The organism is Bradyrhizobium sp. AZCC 2289, from assembly GCF_036924615.1.
Classification (GTDB): Bacteria; Pseudomonadota; Alphaproteobacteria; order Rhizobiales; family Xanthobacteraceae; genus Bradyrhizobium.
In genome coordinates this window covers 9,581,087-9,601,286 of sequence record NZ_JAZHRY010000001.1, presented here as the reverse complement: position 1 = coordinate 9,601,286, position 20,200 = coordinate 9,581,087, and the positions used below count along the sequence as shown (strand labels likewise).

General features: G+C 61.9%; 17 protein-coding genes and 1 pseudogene. 9 read left to right on the top strand and 9 right to left on the bottom strand.

The annotated features are described in order from the left end of the window. Positions 1–818: 818 nt before the first annotated feature. Positions 819–1,927, bottom strand: a pseudogene (locus V1289_RS45065) (IS630 family transposase). Between the two features lie 37 nt (positions 1,928–1,964). On the opposite strand from V1289_RS45065, the gene V1289_RS45060 reads away from it, so the two are divergent. Both V1289_RS45060 and V1289_RS45055 read left to right on the top strand, forming a co-directional pair. Beyond that, positions 1,965–2,258 (top strand): LexA family protein, encoded by a 294-nt coding sequence (locus V1289_RS45060; RefSeq protein WP_334397265.1) that lies wholly within the window; start codon positions 1,965–1,967, stop codon positions 2,256–2,258. A 980-nt stretch (positions 2,259–3,238) separates the two neighbouring features. Next, positions 3,239–4,066, top strand: a complete 828-nt coding sequence (locus V1289_RS45055; protein ID WP_334405981.1) for a phosphatase PAP2 family protein — start codon at positions 3,239–3,241, stop codon at positions 4,064–4,066. A gap of 902 nt (positions 4,067–4,968) precedes the next feature. Here the strand turns inward: V1289_RS45055 and V1289_RS45050 are convergent. The 6 genes from V1289_RS45050 to V1289_RS45025 are packed head-to-tail and all read right to left on the bottom strand — an operon-like array spanning position 4,969 to position 11,526. Continuing rightward, a complete protein-coding gene (locus V1289_RS45050; RefSeq protein WP_334405980.1) occupies positions 4,969–5,484 on the bottom strand; it encodes a VOC family protein in 516 nt (171 codons plus the stop codon). After that, entirely contained in the window at positions 5,481–6,707 is a 1,227-nt protein-coding gene (locus V1289_RS45045; protein WP_334405979.1) for an FAD-dependent oxidoreductase, read from the bottom strand. Before V1289_RS45045 ends, V1289_RS45050 begins: the two co-directional genes overlap by 4 nt. After that, the gene (locus tag V1289_RS45040; RefSeq protein WP_334405978.1) at positions 6,707–7,825 is read right to left on the bottom strand and encodes a ring-opening amidohydrolase; all 1,119 of its coding nucleotides are present in this window, start codon (positions 7,823–7,825) and stop codon (positions 6,707–6,709) included. Before V1289_RS45040 ends, V1289_RS45045 begins: the two co-directional genes overlap by 1 nt. Next, on the bottom strand, positions 7,822–10,170 hold the full coding sequence (locus V1289_RS45035) for a xanthine dehydrogenase family protein molybdopterin-binding subunit (RefSeq protein WP_334405977.1): 2,349 nt from the start codon (positions 10,168–10,170) through the stop codon (positions 7,822–7,824). Before V1289_RS45035 ends, V1289_RS45040 begins: the two co-directional genes overlap by 4 nt. Further along, positions 10,167–10,658 carry a (2Fe-2S)-binding protein gene (locus V1289_RS45030; RefSeq protein WP_334405976.1) on the bottom strand — a complete coding sequence of 164 codons (492 nt, stop codon included), beginning with the start codon at positions 10,656–10,658 and terminating at the stop codon, positions 10,167–10,169. The genes V1289_RS45035 and V1289_RS45030 overlap by 4 nt, the downstream gene beginning before the upstream one ends. Continuing rightward, positions 10,648–11,526 carry an FAD binding domain-containing protein gene (locus tag V1289_RS45025; RefSeq protein WP_334405975.1) on the bottom strand — a complete coding sequence of 293 codons (879 nt, stop codon included), beginning with the start codon at positions 11,524–11,526 and terminating at the stop codon, positions 10,648–10,650. The genes V1289_RS45030 and V1289_RS45025 overlap by 11 nt, the downstream gene beginning before the upstream one ends. 329 nt (positions 11,527–11,855) lie before the next feature. On the opposite strand from V1289_RS45025, the gene V1289_RS45020 reads away from it, so the two are divergent. From V1289_RS45020 to V1289_RS44990, 7 genes are all read left to right on the top strand, one after another. Beyond that, on the top strand, positions 11,856–12,629 hold the full coding sequence (locus V1289_RS45020) for an ABC transporter ATP-binding protein (protein WP_442896235.1): 774 nt from the start codon (positions 11,856–11,858) through the stop codon (positions 12,627–12,629). Beyond that, positions 12,619–13,542 carry an ABC transporter permease gene (locus tag V1289_RS45015; protein ID WP_334405973.1) on the top strand — a complete coding sequence of 308 codons (924 nt, stop codon included), beginning with the start codon at positions 12,619–12,621 and terminating at the stop codon, positions 13,540–13,542. The genes V1289_RS45020 and V1289_RS45015 overlap by 11 nt, the downstream gene beginning before the upstream one ends. A gap of 158 nt (positions 13,543–13,700) precedes the next feature. Beyond that, complete coding sequence (locus tag V1289_RS45010; RefSeq protein ID WP_442896234.1) at positions 13,701–14,660, top strand: ABC transporter permease; 960 nt, start codon at positions 13,701–13,703, stop codon at positions 14,658–14,660. 30 nt (positions 14,661–14,690) lie between these two features. Then, complete coding sequence (locus V1289_RS45005) at positions 14,691–15,680, top strand: ABC transporter substrate-binding protein (RefSeq protein WP_334405971.1); 990 nt, start codon at positions 14,691–14,693, stop codon at positions 15,678–15,680. Positions 15,681–15,782: 102 nt separating this feature from the next. Beyond that, positions 15,783–16,757: an ABC transporter substrate-binding protein gene (locus V1289_RS45000; protein WP_334405970.1), complete on the top strand. Its 975-nt coding sequence runs from the start codon at positions 15,783–15,785 to the stop codon at positions 16,755–16,757. Between the two features lie 8 nt (positions 16,758–16,765). Beyond that, positions 16,766–17,587, top strand: coding sequence for an ABC transporter ATP-binding protein (locus tag V1289_RS44995; RefSeq protein WP_334405969.1), 822 nt, complete (start codon positions 16,766–16,768; stop codon positions 17,585–17,587). Next, entirely contained in the window at positions 17,584–18,339 is a 756-nt protein-coding gene (locus V1289_RS44990; protein ID WP_074276752.1) for an ABC transporter permease, read from the top strand. Before V1289_RS44995 ends, V1289_RS44990 begins: the two co-directional genes overlap by 4 nt. Before the next feature lie 5 nt (positions 18,340–18,344). Here the strand turns inward: V1289_RS44990 and V1289_RS44985 are convergent, their stop codons facing one another. Together V1289_RS44985 and V1289_RS44980 are read right to left on the bottom strand one after the other, a co-directional pair. Beyond that, on the bottom strand, positions 18,345–18,506 hold the full coding sequence (locus V1289_RS44985; RefSeq protein ID WP_309176793.1) for a hypothetical protein: 162 nt from the start codon (positions 18,504–18,506) through the stop codon (positions 18,345–18,347). A gap of 134 nt (positions 18,507–18,640) precedes the next feature. Next, on the bottom strand, positions 18,641–19,981 hold the full coding sequence (locus V1289_RS44980; protein ID WP_334405968.1) for a PQQ-dependent sugar dehydrogenase: 1,341 nt from the start codon (positions 19,979–19,981) through the stop codon (positions 18,641–18,643). Positions 19,982–20,200: the final 219 nt, after the last annotated feature.

Genomic DNA, 20,200 nt, shown 5'->3' with positions numbered 1-20,200 from the left:
TGCAGAGGCACGCGAGATCAGCAGCTTTGAATGCGCCGTGTGCGGTGAAACTATCGAGAATTGGAACTCCGCTTGGGTTCCTCGATATCGATTCATCGCCTGCCCAGCTAGGGATGCCGAATGACTGACCACCCCGCCGCCGATCCGGCGGGGTCTCAGTCGGCGTCGAAAGGCCCATCACACGTCGGCGGTCTCATACCGAGCTGCCGGTTGGGGCACCTGAGGCTTTTCCTCGATCGGGCTTGCAGGCAATTGTAGTACCGTAGCCCTTTGCCCGACAGTGAGGTGCGTGACTAGAACGATTGCACCGTTTGAGAATTCTAGCGCGTCATGATGTCGGTATGGCTTGTCGAGGGCTATTTGGCGAAACCGCGCCAATCGATCGCCGACGCTCTTGCGAAACATCATGCCGCCAGTTTCAACCTCATTCTCGAATGCGATCTCGGTCCCGGGACGAAGGCAGACCGCGACTTTCGGATCGTCCGGGCTCGCAAAGCCGTGAGTCCCTGTAGAAAAGTTGGTCGAAACCAACGTTTCCGCGACCTCAGCGGGACGTGTCGCAACCGCATGTAAGCTGTAATCGCACATGGATGCGCCTCCTATAAATCGTCACCCCCGAATCACGAACCTTCACAAACCTATTTGGTTGCGATACCGCCGAAAAAAACCCGCCGGCGTGAACCGGCGGGCTTTGATTATTCGGCTAATCAGGATTGAGCAGGTGAAACTCATTGCGGTTTCGGCTTCACCGTCTTTGCGCCCTTCACTTTCTTTTCTTTGGCGGCTTGGTTGTAGCCTCTAGTACCTCGTCACAGTGATTATGACTCTTTGGACGTTGCGGGATAAGCGCGGCCCATTTTGGCGCGGGCTTTTTCGGTTGTGAACATCCATTTGATGCGGGCAGCGGCGGCGTTTCGTTGCTGCTCCCATGCGGCGATTTCGCTGATCAGACGCTTGGGATCGTCGATTCTGCGGTCCAGGCACTGGCCGCGGAGTACGCCGATCTCGATCTCGACCATGTTGAGCCAACTGGCATGCTTGGGGGTGTAGTGGAACTCCAGCCGGCGCAAGATGCGCCGGGCTTCGGCGGGGGCGAATGCCGCATAGAGGGAGCCTACGGAGTGGGTCGACAGATTGTCCTGCACGACCCGGATGCACGCGGCATCGGGATAATGGACATCGACCAGTTCGCGCATGCATTGGGCGTAATCTTCTGCCGCCCGTCGCTCTGTGACTTTGACCTTGCGCCAGGGCCGATGCACGTCGACGCAGATAAAGAGATTGACGGTGCCGTTGCGGCGATATTCGCAATCGTAGCGTTCGAGTTGGCCCGGCTCGGCGGGGATCGGCTCGCGAACCTCGCCGATGAGCTGGACCGGGCTCTCGTCGAAGCAGACCACCGGCCGGTCGGGATCAGGCGCTTCGGCATAGAGGTCGAGCACGTCTTCCATGCGGGCGACATATTCGCCATCGACCTTTGGAATGCACCACATATCCTTGCGCCATGGCTTGAGGCCGTTTTCGGCCAGCCGCCGGCGTACCGTCTCGCCCGACAGGCTCTCGTGCCCGGTGAGCTTGACCATGGCGTCGGCCAAAAGCTCCAACGTCCAGCGGGCGCGACCCTCCGGAGGGGTTGCGCAAGCCGTTGCCACCAGCAGGGCTTCCTCCTTGCCAGTGAGCTTGCGCTCCGCGCCTGGACGCGGATCCTCGCTCAGCGCCCGTTCCAGATTGCCTTCCACGAAGCGACGCTTGGTCCGGTACACGGTGGAACCGCCCACCGACACCGCGCGCGCAATCTCTTCATCGCTGCGGCCGGCATCGGCCGCCAGCAATATCTGGGCGCGCTTGAGCTTGCGGGCGGCCCGCTTGCCCTTGCTCAACATCGCGGTTCGGCTTGGCTCAATGCGACCCGATAACGTACATTCATCCCGACCTCCTTGTCGGAGGACCGGACGAATCGACAAATGAATCGAAAATCAGGCGCCGCTCGCAGCCTCACGGCTCAAGGCTTCACCGAAAAGCAAGGCCAGTACCTGGCTTTCATCTACACCTACGCGCACATGTTCCGGCGCCCGCCCGCTGAAGCCGACATGCAGCGCCACTTTCAAGTCAGCCCGCCATCGGTCCACCAGATGATCGTGACGCTCGAACGAAATGGTCTCATCAGGCGTCAACCCGGCCTCGCCCGAAGCATCCAAATCCTCGTTGCTCCGAAAGACCTGCCCATCCTGAACTGGCTCGGAATCAACCAGTCATAATCAATGTAACGAGGTACTAGTGGCAAAGTCACCCTTGCCGCTCATTGCACCCGTGCAGCCGCATAGGCGGGCGTGAACGACGCGGCGATGGTCAAGCTGAGGAAGGCCGTTAAAGCGAGTATGGTAATAGCTCTCATGAAAATCCTCCTTGGTTGATGTCCGCCGATTTGACAATTACCCGTTGGGAAAAGCTTTCGCACGTGGCCGCGCTTGGTTACGCTGACCCATGCAAGCATCCATCTGGATAGGGATTTTTATTGGCTCTACGATCGGCGGGCTTATTCCCGAACTCTGGGGTGGCGACATGATCTCCTATTCGGGAGTGCTGCTCAGTGGGGTCGGCGCCTTCGTGGGACTGTGGCTCGGGTCGCGAGCGTCAGGATGACAGAGACGAACGCGCAGGCCGCTCAGGAGATTCCTAACTGACTGGGGCTATCGATCCTGATCGGCTTCGGCGCTGGCATGCCGGACCAGGATTGGTTGCGCTGCGGCCATCCGAAAGCCGCCTTGTCCGATCCGACATCGGGCGGCGACACCCGGCATTCGGCGGACCTGTTGAGCCGGCTTGTTCGCTGTGCTTCGCAAGCTCGGCCCGTTCCTGCGCCGCGTCGTATTCGTCTGCTAGGCGGCGCTTGGCACCGTCGTTGAACCGGTCGTTCGCGGCTGACGCTCCCCCTCGGCGCGCGTGATCGAGAACACTACGGAGGCGATTTTCGCACGCATCAAGACCGCCGGCAGCGACATTGCCGCGGTCAAGCGGATGGGATGAAACGACGACAACTATTCGTGGAATTTGGCTCGCTCACGAGGTGCGACGCCAATCGGAGCCACCAAACCACGCCGCAGCAAGCAGAACCGGAGGCACCTGTCCTAGTTTGCCCCTTTTTCGCCATCCGGTCGATTGACGGCTGCTGCATTCCGGGCACAGTCGCGTGTTGAGTTCCACTGCCCGCCCTTTGATAGAAGCCAAGATAACAGGCATGTCCAACGAATTATCCGCTTCGACGGACCTGGCACCGACAGCCACCACCGCGCTGTCGAAACGCGTTGTCACGGACCTTATACCAATTTCTGCAGCTGTTCTTGTCGCAATTTTATGCGTCGGCTGGATGACAGGTCTGTCAACGGGCCTTGATGTTCGCATTTACCAGGTTTTCAACGACTTCTGCGGCTGGAGTTCCAAGTTGGACAAGCTGCTGCTTCAAGGCTCCGCGCTGAAGAGCGCGCTCTTGATGTGCGCTTTTGGCTTCTTATGGTTCCGACCCGACGGTGATGTATCGCTTCGCCGCGAACTGCTGATCACCACGATCCTTGCGGTTCTGATTTCGCTGATCCTCAACCGCACGCTGTCAACGCTGCTGCCATTTCGAGACCGCCCGATCTACAGCATCGGCGGGCACGCGCCGAGCATGGATTGGCGCGCGGATCTGGAAAATTGGAGCAGCTTTCCCAGCGATCACGCAACCTACCTGTTTGCGATCGCGGCCGGCTTCTGGTTGATATCAAGGCCGTGGGGTGCGGTCTTTGGCATGGCCGCCGCCGTGGTTTCGTTGACGCGCATTTTCGTCGGCGTCCACTTTCCAAGCGACATCCTGACCGGCGCATTGATCGGCATCGCCACCAGTCTTGCGGTCAGTCGTGAATCGGTCAGGGTTCGCATCGCAGCCCCGATCATTGCGCTGGAGCCGCGCTTTCCTTCGTTCTTTTATGCCGCTCTCTTCGTCACGCTTGCCGAACTATCGGAAGCTTTCCAACACACGCGCCATGTTGGCATGGCCATCCTCCATCTTTTCGGTGGCCATCACTGAACAGGACCACGGGGGACCCGACTACCGCTGCGGGCCGTTGTCCCCAGATGCGATTATGGCCCTTTGATCGGATTGACCCCGAAGAAACGATTTCACTCGCTGGATGCGTTGCGGGCTTTGGCCGCCAAAGCGAAATCCAGGACCTCATTTGCCGATTACCCGTTGGGAAAAGCTTTCGCGCGCGACCGCGCTTGGTTACGCTGACCCATGCAAGCATCCATCTGGATAGGGATTTTTATTGGCTCTACGATCGGCGGGCTTATTCCCGAACTCTGGGGTGGCGACATGATCTCCTATTCGGGAGTGCTGCTCAGTGGGGTCGGCGCCTTCGTGGGACTGTGGTTCGGGTCGCGAGCGTCAAGATGACAGAGAACGGCGCAGGCCGCTCAGGAGATTCCCGCGGATCGGGGCTATCGAATCCCGATCGGCTTGGGCGCAAGGCTTGCGGGCATCGCGGCGCCGATGTTCGGCCGGATTTCAGCGCGGCTAAGAAGCGGCCCGGCGCGCGGTGTGAGTTCTCGACGACACGCGTCGGGCCCTGACCATCCCCTTGGCCCGCTGGGCATGGCCAAAATCGAACGTGGGGGCGATTCGTGGCAAAAACCCGCCCGCGAACGGTTTGTACACAGCGCGATCAATAAGCTTGGCGGCTGACGCAGCCCGCTGCGCGCTACAGCGCCCAGAAAGCGCCCATGATGGCTGCTCCGAGCATCAGGATGATCAGGTCGGTCGCTAAGCGCTGCTTCGCGGATGGTTGGGTCATGGCTTAATCCCTCCACAATTCCCACTCTCGGACCGATCACGGCCGGCCGTTGTGATCCAGTTCACTGGAACTCAGGGGAAAGGTGGCAACTAAGGATTACAACGATTGATATATTGGGCGATCGTCGGCCGGCATTGCGTCAGGCGAGTTTTGGATAGGTCGCCTTGTCGAAGAAGCTGGAGCCGGCGACGTACTTTCGTCCCACCGACATATCCGGCTTCTCGTCGCCCTCGCCGCCGGATTCAAACGTCAGTTCCAGCTGAACGCCGCTCGGGTCATAGACGAACAGTTGCCACAGCGACGTGCCGGGCACGATGAATTCGCGCCAGTCGAGTCCGGCCGCCTTGAACCGCGCAACGTAGGAGCGATAGCCCGAGCACGACAGCGAGACGTGATCGATGGCCGCGGTGCCCGCGGGCGCCTTGCCTTCGGGACCCAGTGCCGGTCCGCCGGCATAGACATGGAGGATTGCAAGCCCGCCCGGTTGCGTGCAGCCGAGCCAGGCCCCCGGATATCCGAAATCCGGCCGCTGGAAGTCGCGCAATCCGATGATGTCGGTATAGAATTTTCGCGTCGCCGCCAGATCCTCGGTCTTGATCGCGATGTGATAGAGCCCGTGGACCGTTGCGAGCGGCAGTTCGGTGGCTGCGGTCATTGCGCGTGTCTCCTCAATTCGACGTTTCCATCCAGGGGCAGTCCGACGTCCCGATAGAGCGCCTTCAACCGGTTCTGGAACGATACTTCATTCTTGTGCGCGGTTCCCTTCACGGGATCGGCGCCTTCCAGCATCGTATCGGTGGCATCGAGCGAAAACTCCATGACGAAACGCATGCGGTCCTTCCTCAGCGTTTCGACATCGGCGAGCCAGCTTTCGACGTTACGGCTTCCGCTGCGATAGCGCTGCGTGATCAGCATCGCCGCATTCGCGGCATCTTCGAGCGCCTGGGTTGCGCCCTGCCCCAGCGTCGGCACCATGCCGTGCGCGGCATCGCCGAGATAGAGCACGTTGCAGCCGGCGGCGCGATAGAGCAGTTCGTGTTCCTGCATTCGCGCCCAATGCGTCTCGGTCGCGTTTGCGCCGATGGTGTCGATCAGCCAGCGTGCCTGCGCACTCGGCGGCGCACTGCGCGGCGTGTAGGCCGCGCGCAGTGCATCGGGTGTTTTCGAACACTCCGCGATCAGCTCATCCGGTGCGATTGGAAACGTGCCGGCAATATAAATGTGCCCGGGCGGTACCCGGAACGACAGCAGGCGGTTGGGTCCGTTGAACCATTGCTCGTAGTCGTCGATCAAACCGTTCGACGTGTCCGGCACCAGCAGGCGAAAAATCGCAACGCCGGTCTGCCGCACCGCCGGTTCGCCCGATATCGCACGCCGTATCCGCGAGTATCGTCCATCGGCCGCGATCAGCAGATCGATCCCGTCCAGCCGATGAGCATTGCCATCCCGGCCCCACGAAATCGATGTCTTGGTGGGATCACCCGCGTCGCGGCTGATCTCGGTGATCTCGCAGCCATACGACACGCAGTCGCCGGCGGCCTCGCGCAGCACCCGGTAAAGCTCCGACCAGCGAATCCGCCAGCCCGGTCCGTCCGCAACATTTGCCAGCGGAAGATCGAACAGCACGGTGCCGTCGGTGAGCGATATTCGCCAGTTGCGCCAGATATAGCTGGCCTCGGTGATGCGCGCGGCCAGTTCGGGATCGATCGCATTAAGCGCCTTCACGGCGTTCGGACCGACATTGAGCCCGGTGCCGGCTTCGGAATGATCGTCGCGCGAAACCCGCTCGAGGCAAACTACTTCGACATCCCCGAGCCGCGCGAGCCTGCGCGCCATCACGCATCCCGCCACGCCTGCACCCACGATGACGATCCGCATCAGGCACCGCCCTGTTTCTGGTAGGCGATGATGGCAATCAGACCGCCGCCGTCCGGTCCCTGATGCTCAGCGCCGCCGGACACGAAAATCCGTCCGTCGCCGATCACGCCGGCGACCAGGCCCGCGACCGCGCCGCGGATATGACGTTGCGCGTTGATGTCGGTGTCATCAAGCATAGTATGGCGGTTGCCGCGGATCCGGCCGCGCCGGTCCGGCTCGCATTTGACCAGCACGGTCGCGATCCGCGCGGCATCGTCAGCGGAAACCTGTGGGTTCGCGGCGATGCCGAGATCGGCCAGCACATCGACGATCGCGCCGATGTCGAGCGCGTCGGCCATCGGCCGGTGCGCGATGCGCAGCGAGCCTGACCAGTGCGGGCTGTTGCCGAGCACGATGACCTCGTTGCTCTCGACTTCGACGCCCGAGGAAATGCTGGCGCGCGGCGACTGGATCGAAAAATCGCTGAGCAGCGACGCGTCCTCGAAGCCGGAAAGCTTTAGCTCGTCGAGCGCGACGGCAACCCCGAAGGCGCCGGCCGCGCGCGCATAAGCCATCGATTTGTTGGGATCATTGGTGAGCGGCGTCTTGCCCGCGGCAATCGCCGCCGCTGCACGGGCGACTGTCACGCAAGGACATTTGACCTGCACGAAATGCACGTCGTCGAGCCGCTCAATCCCGGCATTGGCGATCGCCGCACGAACCGCATTGGCGACGCTGTCGACATGCGCGCGCCGGCCGACATTTTCGGCCGGGACCGGCTCGCTGACCGCGGTACCGATCGCGAGCGACGATCCTGCGCCCGGCGTCGCATCGGCTTCGCCGGCACAAAGCACGCTGTAATGCGGGCTCATGACGCCTTCCGTGCCGCCGGACAGCACGCAGGGAATTTCGTGGATCAATTGCTCCGCGGGCTTTTTCAGATGCTTTGACAGCAGCGCCATCAGGGTCTGTGTGAAGTAGCCGCGGGTGAAATCGTTGACGCCGCCATTGCCCTCGGTCTTGCCGATGATGGCCACTAATTCGGCCGCGCGAACCGTTCCGCCCGCGATCAGCCGATCGAGTTCGGAGAGATCTCCGGGATGCGCCATCGACAGTCTGAAAACCTGCGCCGACCTCACGGGACCCTCGCGCTTCGCGTCAGTTCAAACAGCCGGCTCGGGCTGAGCGGAATCTCCAGCAGTTCGACCTTCTGGTGCTTGAGATCCAGCGCATCCTCGATCGCTTGCGCAAACAAGGGACCGACCGGGATCGCACCGGCTTCGCCCGCTCCCTTGATCCCCAGCGGGTTGAGCGGGGACGGCGTCGTCGTATGATCAAGCTCCATGCGCGGGACCTCCAGCGCGGTCGGCAGCAGATAGTCGGCAAGCGACGCGTTGAGAAGCTGGCCCTGGTCGTCGAACGACAGTTTTTCGTAGAACGCGTTGCCAATGCCCTGGGCTACGCCGCCATGGATCTGGCCCGCCAGGATCATCGGATTGATCACGGTCCCGCAATCGTGGACCACGACGTATTTGAGGATCTTCAGGTCGAACGTCTGCGGGTCGAGTTCAACGATCATGGCGTGGACGCCATTGGCGGTCGCGCCGCTGGGCGGCCCAAAGTACTGCGTCGACTCCAGCCCCGGCTCGGTGCCGGGCTTGATCGCGCCGCGCATCGGATTGGCGCGTTGGGCCAGTTCGCCAAGCCTGATGAATTTTTCGGGGATACCGACGATCGAAAGCTTGCCGCCTTCGAGAACGAGATCATCCTCCGAGCATTCGAACAGGTCGCTGGCGAGCTTCAGGGCCTTCTGTCGCACCACGCGCGAAGCTTCATTGACCGCGTTGCCGGCGACGACCGCGCCACGGCTGGCGAATGTCCCCGCTCCCCAATAGAACCGGTCGGTGTCGCCGGTGACGATATCGACTTCGGTGACATCGACCCCGAGCTGGTCGGCCACGATTTGCGCAAAGCTGGTGAAATGCCCCTGCCCCTGGGTGCCAATTCCAGTCGCGACATTGACCTTGCCATTGGCCTGCACCTGAACCTTGGCGCCCTCGTAGGGACCGATGCCGGTGCCCTCGACGTAACATGCGACACCGATGCCGACATGACGGCCTTGCGCGCGAAGTTTTGGCTGTTCGTGCTGGAGAAAATCGGCATATCCGATCGCTTCGAGCGCCTTGTCGAGCACCGGCTCGTAATTGCCGCTGTCGTATTCGAGCGGCTGAAAATCCTGGAAGATGATCTCGTTGTTGTACGGAAACGCGTCGGATGGAATGAGATTGCGTCGCCTGATTTCCGCCGGATCGATCTTGAGCTCGTGCGCAGCCAGATCGAGCAGCCGCTCCATCACGAACACGCCGTGCTGACGCCCGGCGCCGCGATACGGCGTCACGATCGGCAGATTGGTGAAGACCGCCGTGAATGTGCTGTCATAGGCCGGCACCACATAGGGACCGAGCAACGTGCACTGGCTGTTGATCGGCACGGTCAGGCCATAGGGATCATACGCGCCGGTGTCATGCAGGAAGACATCCTTAATGCCAAGAATGCGGCCGTCACGCGAGACCGCGATTTCCGCATCATGAATCTGGCCGCGCTCGTGGGTGGTCGCAAAAAAGTGCTCCAGCCGGTCTTCGATCCATTTCACTGGACGGTTTAGCCGCATCGAGATCCACGGCAGCGTGACCTCTTCCGGGTAGAACATCATGATCTTCGGCCCAAAACCGCCGCCGACGAAGGGCGCGATGACGCGCACCTGCTGTTCGCCGAGACCGAGCATCGCAGCAAGGCCATTACGAACGAAAACCGGCGCCTGGGTGGTGTCCCAGATCGTCATCTGGCTGCTGCGGGCGTTCCATTGCGCCACCACGCCGCGGGTCTCGATCGGCGAGGAAATGCCGTGCTCATAGCGAAACCGGCGTTTGAGGATCAAATCGGCCTTCGCGGCTGCGTTGCGGTAATCGCCCTTGGTCTGCCGGACATGTGCGGCAATGTTGGACCCGAGATCGTCGTGAACGTGGGGCGCGGCGGCATCGAGCCCCTTTTCGATATCGACGACCGTCGGCAGGATTTCGAGATCCACGTCGATATCATCGAGCGCGTCCTCGGCGATGTAGCGGCTTTCCGCGACGATGACGGCCAGCGGCTCGCCGACGTGGCGGACTTTTTGCTTGGCCAGCGGCACCTGGGTTCGCGCGTTGAAGACTATTCCCGCGATCGGCGGTGGCGGGACCAGCAACGGTCCGGGCTGCCAGTAGGCGCCGAGATCGTCGGCGGTATAGACCGCCACCACGCCGGGGCGTTTCAGCGCGCGAGATACATCGATACCTTTGATACGAGCATGCGCCACCTGGCTGCGCAGGAAGGCCGCGTGCAACAGCCCGGGCAGTTCGACGTCGTCGATGAACAGCGCCTGTCCGGTAAGAAGCTTTCGATCCTCATTGCGTTTGACCGGTGCGCCGAAAAAACGGGTTGTCATGGCCGGGACACCCGCATCGCCTGCGCGGCCGCCAGCATGGCGTCGACGATATTCTGGTAACCGGTGCAGCGGCACAGATTGCCGGACAATGCTTCGCGCACCGCGTCTTCCGACGGCTGAGGATTTTCATTCAGGAACGCGGTCATCGTCATCAAAATGCCCGGCGTGCAGTAACCGCATTGCAGGCCATGATGATCGTGCATCGCCCGTTGCACCGGATGCAATTCGCCGGCCGGCGTCGCAAGACCCTCGACGGTCGAGAGTTCGTGCCCATTGGCTTGCACCGCAAACATCAGGCAGGAGCGGACCGGCGCGCCGTCCAGCAGGACCGTGCAGGCGCCACACACCCCGTGTTCGCAGCCGACATGGGTGCCGGCGAGCAAGAGGTCATGGCGGAGGAAATCGCTCAGCAGCATGCGGGACTCGACGCCGCGCCGGTACGACACCCCGTTGACCGATAGCTCAATATCGTGCCGGTCAGGCGCCATGACAGGCCCGTTGATGCGCGATGGTGAGGGCGCGCTGCGTCAAGACTCCAGCGATGTGCCGTTGGTAGTCGGCGGTGCCGTGGACGTTGCCGGAGGGCGCGATCATCTTCTGGACCTCCGCGGCAGCGGTTTCGATTACGCCGTCCGTGCAGGGCTGCCCGATAAGGGAAGACAGGGCCTTGCTGGCATCCACCGGGGTTTCGCCGACGCCGCAAAGCGCCAGCCGCGCCTTTGCGCATCGCCCTTCTCCGTCGAGAGTCAGGATGGCCGCGACGCCGGCCAGGGCGAAATCGCCGCGCCGGCGGGCCACTTCCATGAAGCATGTGCCGGTGCGGTGCTTTGGCGCCGGAAACGCGATCTCCACCAACATCTCATCGACCCGGAGATCGGTGGTGAGCAACCCCTGGAAAAACTCCGATGCGACAACTTCCCGCCCCCCGGTGGACGATTTGAGCCGCATTCGCCCCTCCATCGCGACCGCGAGCGCTGGAAGCTCGGACGCTGGGTCCGCATGCGACAGGTTCCCGCCGATGGTCCCTCGGTTTCGGATTTGGGGATGGGCAATGTGGGGAAGCGCGTCGGCGAATAACGGACATGATGTCAGGAAGCGGCTGTCCCGTTCGAGGTCGCGGTAGCGCGTCAGCGCGCCGACCCGGATGCCCTCACCACTGGTCTGATCGACGCCGGCCAGGTCCTTCAGGCCGTTGATGTCGATCAGCACGGACGGCCGCGCCAGGCGGAAATTCATGGCCGGAATCAGGCTTTGGCCACCGGCGAGAAACCGGGCTTCGTCACCATATTCGGCCTTGAGCGACAGCGCGTGATCCAGCGAAGAAGCCGCAATGTATTTAAATGGAGCAGGCTTCATAACGCTCGCTCGGAGACGGCATCCGCTTTGGCTTGAAAAGACACCATAAAAGTATCTGCCGACCGACGTTGCCTGTCAAAAGCCGCCAAGCCAAAACGCCACAAGAACTGCATGGATATGCAGCGAATTCCTGCTTATTATTCTCTCGGCGTGCATAAACAATGGGCGCGCCTCTTTTAGCAGCTTTTGCCACTATTCCTGACATGGCATCGCGTCAGCCGAGCATGTCAATTGTCAGTGAACCGACGATCAGGCATCGCCCGGACGAGAACGTGTCATCCTTTTCTCCTGTGACTTCAGCTCCTTCGCCCGCGCACTCGCCGGGACGGCTGGTCGTCGATGCGCAAAACATCTCGCTGACATTCGAGACCTCCGACGGCCGGGTCGACGCGCTTTCCAACGTCAGCCTGCAGATCGCCGAGGGCGAGTTCGTTTCCTTTATCGGCCCGTCCGGGTGCGGCAAGACCACGATGCTGCGCGTGATCGCCGATCTCCAGCAGCCGTCTTCCGGCACGCTCCTGGTCAACGGCATGAGCGCGGAGAATGCGCGGCTGGCGCGCAGTTACGGCTATGTGTTCCAGGCGCCGGCGCTGTTCCCGTGGCGCACCATCGAAAAGAACCTGAAGCTGCCGCTGGAAATCATGGGATTTTCGGAGGCCGACCAGCAGCAGCGGGTGGAACGCTACCTCGCACTGGTCAATTTGACCGGTTTCGAGCGCAAATTTCCCTGGCAACTGTCGGGCGGCATGCAGCAGCGGGTCTCGATCGCACGTGCGCTGTCGTTCGACCCCGCGATGTTGCTGATGGATGAACCATTCGGCGCGCTCGACGAGATCGTGCGCGACCATCTCAACGAGCAGCTGCTGCAGTTGTGGAAATCGACCGAAAAGACGGTGCTGTTCGTCACCCATTCGATTCCGGAAGCAGTCTTCCTGTCGACCAAGATCGTGGTGATGTCGCCGCGTCCCGGGCGCATCATCGATATCATCGATTGCGATTTTCCGCGGGACCGCTCGGTCGAGATCCGCGAGACGCCTGAGTTTCTCAAGATTGCCCAGCGCGTCCGTTCCGGCTTGCGCGCAGGACATTCCTATGACGAGTAGTTCGCTCGCATTGCCTGTGCGGACGACGGCCACGCTTGCCCGCCATCCGCTGGCCGAGCGCTATGCGCCGCTGGCGACGACGATTCTGGCGCTGATTGCGATCTGGTACGTCGCGGCGCTGGCCATGAACTGGACGCTGGTCCGCGACGGCTTCGAGCGGGAGGAGACGCCGTACACGGTCACGGACATTCTGTCCGGCACGATGAGCGCCGAGCGTCCGCTGTTGCCGGCACCGCATCAGGTCGTAGCCGCGTTCCTCGACGGCGTCTTTGGCTATCCGCCGATGGCGCCGCGCAGCCTGGTCTATCATTCGCTGGTCACCCTGTCGGCTACATTACTGGGTTTCGTGCTCGGCGCGCTGTTCGGCATCCTGCTTGCGCTCATGATCGTGCACAGCCGGGTGCTGGAGCGCAGTCTGTTGCCCTGGATCATCTGCTCGCAAATGGTGCCGGTGTTGGCGCTGGCGCCGATTTTCATCGTGGTGCTCGGCGCGCTCGGGCTGCACGGGCTGCTGCCGAAATCGATCATTTCGGCCTATCTCAGCTTTTTCCCGGTCGCGATCGGAATGGTGAAGGGATTTACGTCGCCCGATCCGCTGCAAATCGAACTGATGCGGACGTGGTCGGCAAGTCAGCGCCAGATGCTCCGGAAGTTACGCTGGCCCGCGGCAATCCCCTATCTCTTCACGAGTCTCAAAGTGGCCATCACGATTTCGCTGGTCGGCGCCATCGTCGCCGAGTTGCCGACGGGTGCGGAAGCAGGTATTGGCGCACGGCTCTTGGCCGGCTCCTATTACGGGCAGACCGTCCAGCTTTGGGCGGCGCTGGTCGCATCCGCGGTGCTCTCGTCCGGTCTGATTGGCCTCGTCGGTCTGGTCGAGCGCGGCGTTGCCCGGCGCATGGGAGCCCATTGATGGACCCGCGCAAGCTCCGGCTCGGCCTTCTCGTGTCCGCGGGCGCCATTCTGGTGGCCTTTCTGTTTCCGCTGGCGCCGCTGGCAAAGCCGCTGCTGTCGCATCCGATATGGCAGGCCGCCGCCGGCGCCGGGGTGCTGTTCGTGCTGGCGGCCTGGATGGCCGACGACCGCGCCGCGGCGGTCGGCATCGGCGGGGTCGTTCTGACCGGCACGACCTCGCTGGTCTTGCTGCACGATCCTGAGGTCGCGGGCTCCGCGCGAATCGGCTTCTGGCTGATCGTGATTGCGGCCTGGCTCGCGGCCGCCACTTGCGTGATCAACCTCGCCGCCCAGCGTCCGATCCGGACCGAGCGGAGGAAACTACTCAATCTGCTGGTCCCGTTGCTGTTCGGGGCAACCGTTTTCTATCTCTGGGAGGTCGGCGTGCGCGGCTTTGGCGTGCCGCCGGTGCTGCTGCCGTCGCCGAGTGCAGCAGCGGTCAGATTTGCGGCATCACTGCCGACGCTGAGGGAGGATTTTGTCCAGACCTTCATTCGCGGCGTTCTGGTCGGTTACGCGATCGGCTGCGGCGCCGGGCTGTTGGTCGCCATCCTGGCGCACCGTTTCGCGTTTCTCGGCCGCGGGCTATTGCCGCTTGGCAATTTCTTCTCGGCGCTGCCGCTGGTCGGAATCGCCCCGATCATGGTGATGTGGTTCGGCTTCGACTGGCCGTCCAAGGCCGCCGTGGTGGCGCTGGTGACCTTCTTCCCGATGCTGGTGAACGCCCTGGCGGGCCTGTCGGCGTCCGGACATATCGAACGCGACCTGATGCGCTCCTATGCCGCGACCTACCCGCAGAGCCTGAGCAGACTGTATCTGCCGGCGGCGCTGCCGTTCATTTTCAACGCACTAAAGATCAACGCCACGCTGGCCCTGATTGGCGCGATCGTTGCAGAGTTCTTCGGGACACCGACGCAGGGTATCGGGTTTCGCATCTCTACCGAGGCGGGACGCATGGCCATCGACATGGTCTGGGCGGAAATCGCCCTCGCTGCCCTCGCCGGAATGGCTTTCTACGGACTTGTCACGCTGGCCGAACGCGCGACAACTTTTTGGCACCCGTCGTATCGGACCTAGGTCGGCAAGGTCGAGGATTTGGAGTTTTTTATGAAGCACAGTTTGGCATTGGCCGCAGGCCTCGCGTTTGGTCTGGCGCTTTCGAGCGCACAGGCCGCCGATCCCGTCACCATCCAGCTGAAATGGGTTTCCCAAGCCCAGTTCGCCGGCTACTTCGTCGCCAAGGACAAGGGCTTCTACAAGGAAGCCGGACTTGACGTCACGATCAAGCCGGGCGGCCCGGATGTCGCCCCGCCGCAGGTGATCGCCGGCGGTGGCGCCGATGTCGTCGTCGACTGGATGCCGTCGGCGCTGGCCTCGCGCGAAAAGGGCGTGCCGCTGGTCAACATATCCCAAACCTTCAAGAAGTCCGGACTCGAACTGACCTGCCGCGCCGACACCGGCATCAAGAAGCCCGTCGACCTCAAGGACAAGACCGTCGGCATCTGGTACGGCGGCAACGAATATCCGTTCCTGTCCTGGATGTCGAAGCTCGGCTACAAGCCCGACGGCTCCAAGGGCGGCGTCAAGGTGATCAAGCAGGGTTTTAACGTCGATCCGATCCTGCAGAAGCAGGCGGATTGCGTCTCCACCATGACCTATAACGAGTACTGGCAGGTCATCGATGGCGGCTACAAGCCGAGCCAGCTCGTGGTCTTCAAATATGAGGACGAAGGCGTCGCCACGCTGGAAGACGGCCTCTGGGTACTGGAGAAGAACCTGAAGGATCCCGCTTTTGTCACCAAGATGGCAAAGTTCGTCAAGGCGTCGATGAAGGGCTGGGATTACGCCAAGACCCATCCCGACGAAGCCGTGAAGATCATCCTTGCCGGCGATTCCACCGGCGCCAAGACCGAGAAGGATCAGAAACGCATGATGGGCGAGGTCGGCAAGCTGCTCGGCGACGCCGACGGCAAGCTCGACGTCAAGGACTACGAGCGCACGGTTGCGACCCTGATGGCGGGCGGCTCCGATCCCGTGATCACCAAGAAGCCGGAAGGCGCTTATTCCTTCGCAGTTTATGACGCGATGAAGAAGTAATCCCGGGTTGACCAAAGGGCGGGGTTTCGGCAGTGCCCTCTTTTTCAAAAGCGCAGACCGGCGCCTGGCTTTTTTACCCATTCGTTTAGAGAGATCGTGAACATGAAATGGATGACGAGGACCGCCGCGCTGATTGGCTTGCTTGCAGGCCTTGCAGCCCTGCCCGGACAATCCCAAGCGCAGGACAAGGTCTCCGTCGGCGTGTTCCCGGTGAGTTCTTCCCTGCCCTACTTCGTGGCGCTGGACCTTGGATTCTTCAAGGAGCAGAACATCGAGCCTGAGATGACCAAACTCATGGGCGGACCCTCGAACGTCGCCGCCATGATGACCAACCAGATCGAAGTATCCGTGGTCCTCGTGATGCTCGAAGGACTTAACGCCAACGTCAAGAAGCCCGGCGTCGCCATGTATATCGGCCTCAACAGCCAGACCAAGGTCTGGAAGATGGAGCAGTTCGTGGTCCGCAACGGCTTCCCGGCAAATTCGATCGCCGATCTCAAGGGCGCCAAACTGATGTCGGCGCCGGGGCCGGCCAATCTAAATACCGCCAAGGCCATCCTCGCCAAAAATGGCCTCAAGGAAGGCGACTACACCATCGATCAGCTCGACATGGGCCAGCACGTCAATGCGATGACGGCGGGCACTTTCGACGGTGGCTATACGCTGGAGCCCAACGCGTCGATGATGATCAAGGCCGGTGTCGCGCGGTCGCTCGAGGCCGGCGTGATATCGAAATATATTCTGGGCAGCGAAACCGCTGACGCCTATGCCGCGGGCTGCGCCATGACCTCTGACTTCATCCAGAAGCGGCCGGAGGTCGCAAAACGTTTCGCGGCCGCCTGGGCAAAGGCCATCGCGTTCATCAATGCGAACCCCGACGAGGCCCGCAAACATCTCGCCAAAAATACCTTCACGCCGGACAACGTGGTCGACATGGTGTCGATGCTTGGCTACGTCATGGCGGGCGACATGAGCCCGCAGCAGCTTGCGGATTTTCAGGCGTTCGCCGATTTCGGCACGTCGATCGGCGTGGTGCCCGAAAAGGTCGACGTGACAAAATTCCTCCAGAAGTTTTGAGGGCGCGCGTGGCAAACCCAGCCCTGAGCGTCGCGACCGGGTCGGCCAGCGTCCCTGACGAGTCCCATCGGACCGCGCCGCACGTCACCATCCGGGGACTATCCAAGCACTACGCCGACGCCACGATCTACGATCGTTTCGACTTCGACATTCCCCGCGGCAAGCTGATTTCGGTGTTCGGCCCGAACGGCTGCGGCAAGAGCACCCTCATCAACATGATCGCGGGCCTTGTCCCGGCTGACGCGGGCGAAGTGCTGTTCGACGGCCGCCCCTTGAGCGGCATTCGGTTCGGCTACGTGTTCCAGAACTATCGCGAGGCCTTGTTTCCCTGGCTGCGCGCGTTCGACAATATCGCCTATCCCTTGAAGCTGATGGGAATCCCGACGCCCGAGCGCAACCAACGCGTCGAACGGCTGATTTCCCATCTCGGCGTCAAGATTGACCTCGCGCTTTATCCCTATCAGCTGTCCGGAGGCCAGCAGCAGCTGGTCTCGATCATGCGGGCGCTGATCATCGAGCCGGAGATCCTGTTCCTCGACGAACCGTTTTCCGCGCTCGACTACGAGATGACCCTGTTCATGCGCGACCAGCTGCAGCGCGTTTTCATCGAGACCAAAACGACCACGGTGCTGGTGTCGCATGATCTTGAGGAAGCGGTGTATCTTTCGGACTATGTCCTGCTGCTGTCGCGGCATCCGGCCCGCGTGGTCGAGTTCGTGCCTTACGATGCGCCGCGGCCGCGAACCGACAGGACCATGTCGGAGGCGGGCTTCATCGCCACCAAGGCGCATTGCCTAAAACTGTTCCAGCGCGAGGTGCACCGCGGATGAGCAAAGCCAAGGCCCTGCTGCCGCTGGTCGGCGTCGCCATCCTTCTGGCGATCTGGACAATCGTGACCTGGCTGAAGCTGGTCGATCCGGTGTTGCTGCCGTCGCCGCTGGCGACGTTCCGGACGTTGTGGGAGGGCATGGTCAACGGCAAGCTCGGTGTCGACTTCCTCAAGACGGTGATGCGAACGATCTACTCGACCGCGATAGCCGCCGTGATTGCGATCCCGCTCGGGATCCTGCTCGGTTCATCGGAAAAACTCTATCGCTCGGTGGAGTTTCTAATCGATTTCTTCCGTTCGACGCCGGCGTCCGCGATGTTTCCGCTGTTCCTGGTGCTGTTCGGCGTCGGCGATCGGACCAAGATTTCAGTGGCCGCGTTCGGCGCCGCCCTGGTGATCCTGTTCAACGTCGCCTATGGCGTCATGAATGCGCGCAAGACGCGGCTGCTCGCCGCCAAAGTGATGGGCGCTTCCCGGCTGCGCGTGCTGTTTGACGTGATGCTGAAGGAATCGCTGCCACAGACCTTCGTCGGCCTGCGCAACGGCGTCTCGCTGGCGCTGGTCATCATCGTCGTGGCGGAGATGTTCATTGGTTCGACCGACGGGCTCGGCCAGCGGGTGTTCGAAGCCCAGCAGCTGTTCGATATGCCCGGCATGTATGCCGCGATCTTCGCGGCTGGGGCTCTCGGCTATACGCTCAATTTATTGTTTCTGGTGATCGAACGCCGTTTTGTGCACTGGGCCGGGCGATAACCGCCTTACGCAACCTCGTGATCGCGCTGCCATTCTTCGGTGTCGGCGAGCCGCGTCCAGTATTGCGCGAAGCTCTGCAGGCGCCGCGCTTCGTTGGCATCCTTCTCGGTCCGGGCCTGTTGAGCGGCCTCGGCTGCCCATTTTCGGAGCTCTGATTGATTTGACATATCCGCCTCGTACATCCCGCCACGTCGGTTCGTATTGAGGCAACCAGCCAAGTTCATCGTTTTTGAGGCCGAACACGTCCTTGTGTTCGAACAATCCTGTGTTCGGACGACCCTGCGCCCAGTCGCCAGGCCGATCAGTGGCTGACCCGCCAGATCGTTCCGTTGCCGTCTTCCGAAACAAGCAATGCGCCGTCATGCGCCACCGCAATGCCGACGGGGCGACCCCATACCTCGGAATCGTTGATGACGAAGCCGGTAACGAAGTCTTCGTACTCGCCGGTCGGGACGCCCTCCTTCAGCCTGATACGAACGACCTTGTAGCCGGTTCGTTTGGCCCGGTTCCACGATCCGTGCCCGGCTGCGAAGGCATCGCCACGATACTCCGGCGGAAAGCTGCTCCCGCTATAGAAGCTCAGGCCGAGCGACGCGGAGTGGGCCTGCAGCAGGACGTCGGGGACCGTGACCTTGTCTTTCAGGTCGGGGCGCTCCCCGGCGTGTCTTGGGTCTTCGTTGCCGCCGATGTAGAACCACGGCCATCCATAGAAGGCATTCTCGCGAACCCGGGTCACATAGTCCGGCACAAGGTTGTCGCCGAACCCGTCGCGCTCGTTGGTCGAGCACCACGGCGTGCCGGTCTGCGGCTGGATCGCCAGGCCCACGCAGTTACGGATGCCGGTGGCAAATATTTTCTGGTTCTTGCCGTCGGGATCGAAAGCCAGCACCGCCGCGCGATTGGTCTCGGCGCCCCAGGCTGCGCCGAGCGCGTGCGCGCGGCTCCAGGATTGAAGGCCGCCGCGGGGCCGGCCCATGCCTTCGCCGTCATTTCCTTCCGAGCCGACCGAGACCAGCATGCGCGTGCCGTCCGGCGTGAAGGCGATATCACGTGTCGAATGACCGCCAGTCGGCAGCTTGGCCACCACCGTTTCGGGTTTGCCGGATGCCGTCAAATCGCCGGACCGGTAGGGAAACCGAACGACGCTGTCGGTATTGGCGACATACACCCAGTGCGGATCGTCGCCATCAGGGAAAAACGCGATTCCGAAGGGGTGGCTGAGGCCGCTGGCATAGACTTCGCTAATCTGAGGTTTCGGAGCGCCATCCGCCGCGCGCAAAATTCGGATGCGGCCTGCGCGCGTTTCGGCGACAAACAGGTCGCCGTTCGGCGCGGTCCGGATGATGCGTGGACCGCTCAGCCCATCGGCGAACAGTTCCACTTTGAATCCCGGCGGAACTTGCGGCTTGGTCGAGTCTGGCCTGGCCACGACGCGGGATACGTTGGCGGCCGAAGGCGTTGCGCCCGGCTTCGGCAGGTCTTCCGGTTTTATGAGACGAACGGTGCCGGGTTTGTCGCGCTGCCAGTCGCCGAAGGCGTCCTGCCCCCGCAGTGTAACCGGCTGGGCATTCGACGGACCAATCGTGGAAAGTATTGATGCCAACGCCGCGGCGGCTGCACAAGTTTGTCGTGTTGTGGTCATTCCATTCCTCGGGTGGTGAACACGGTCAAAACAGTGAAAACAACGCCTGCCATCCCAGATCGTCCATTCGCCGGCCCCTGATCACGTTGTCTTCACGAGATTGCCCGAGGCGGTTCTCTGGACGATCACCATTTTACCTTTTCGGCCCGTGGATTCGGCACGCCGGAAGTTGTAATCAATTTCGATGATGCCGATTGGATATTCCTTCGCAGACATCGT

Coding starts and splice junctions, on each gene's coding strand:
- V1289_RS45010 (WP_442896234.1), top strand. CDS start 13,701: ATGGCCGACGACCGCGCCGCGGCGGTCGGCATCGGCGGGGTCGTTCTG.
- V1289_RS45005 (WP_334405971.1), top strand. CDS start 14,691: ATGAAGCACAGTTTGGCATTGGCCGCAGGCCTCGCGTTTGGTCTGGCG.
- V1289_RS45000 (WP_334405970.1), top strand. CDS start 15,783: ATGAAATGGATGACGAGGACCGCCGCGCTGATTGGCTTGCTTGCAGGC.
- V1289_RS45060 (WP_334397265.1), top strand. CDS start 1,965: ATGAATCGAAAATCAGGCGCCGCTCGCAGCCTCACGGCTCAAGGCTTC.
- V1289_RS45045 (WP_334405979.1), bottom strand. CDS start 6,707: ATGCGGATCGTCATCGTGGGTGCAGGCGTGGCGGGATGCGTGATGGCG.
- V1289_RS44985 (WP_309176793.1), bottom strand. CDS start 18,506: ATGTCAAATCAATCAGAGCTCCGAAAATGGGCAGCCGAGGCCGCTCAA.
- V1289_RS45035 (WP_334405977.1), bottom strand. CDS start 10,170: ATGACAACCCGTTTTTTCGGCGCACCGGTCAAACGCAATGAGGATCGA.
- V1289_RS44990 (WP_074276752.1), top strand. CDS start 17,584: ATGAGCAAAGCCAAGGCCCTGCTGCCGCTGGTCGGCGTCGCCATCCTT.
- V1289_RS45055 (WP_334405981.1), top strand. CDS start 3,239: ATGTCCAACGAATTATCCGCTTCGACGGACCTGGCACCGACAGCCACC.
- V1289_RS45050 (WP_334405980.1), bottom strand. CDS start 5,484: ATGACCGCAGCCACCGAACTGCCGCTCGCAACGGTCCACGGGCTCTAT.
- V1289_RS45025 (WP_334405975.1), bottom strand. CDS start 11,526: ATGAAGCCTGCTCCATTTAAATACATTGCGGCTTCTTCGCTGGATCAC.
- V1289_RS45030 (WP_334405976.1), bottom strand. CDS start 10,658: ATGGCGCCTGACCGGCACGATATTGAGCTATCGGTCAACGGGGTGTCG.
- V1289_RS44980 (WP_334405968.1), bottom strand. CDS start 19,981: ATGACCACAACACGACAAACTTGTGCAGCCGCCGCGGCGTTGGCATCA.
- V1289_RS45015 (WP_334405973.1), top strand. CDS start 12,619: ATGACGAGTAGTTCGCTCGCATTGCCTGTGCGGACGACGGCCACGCTT.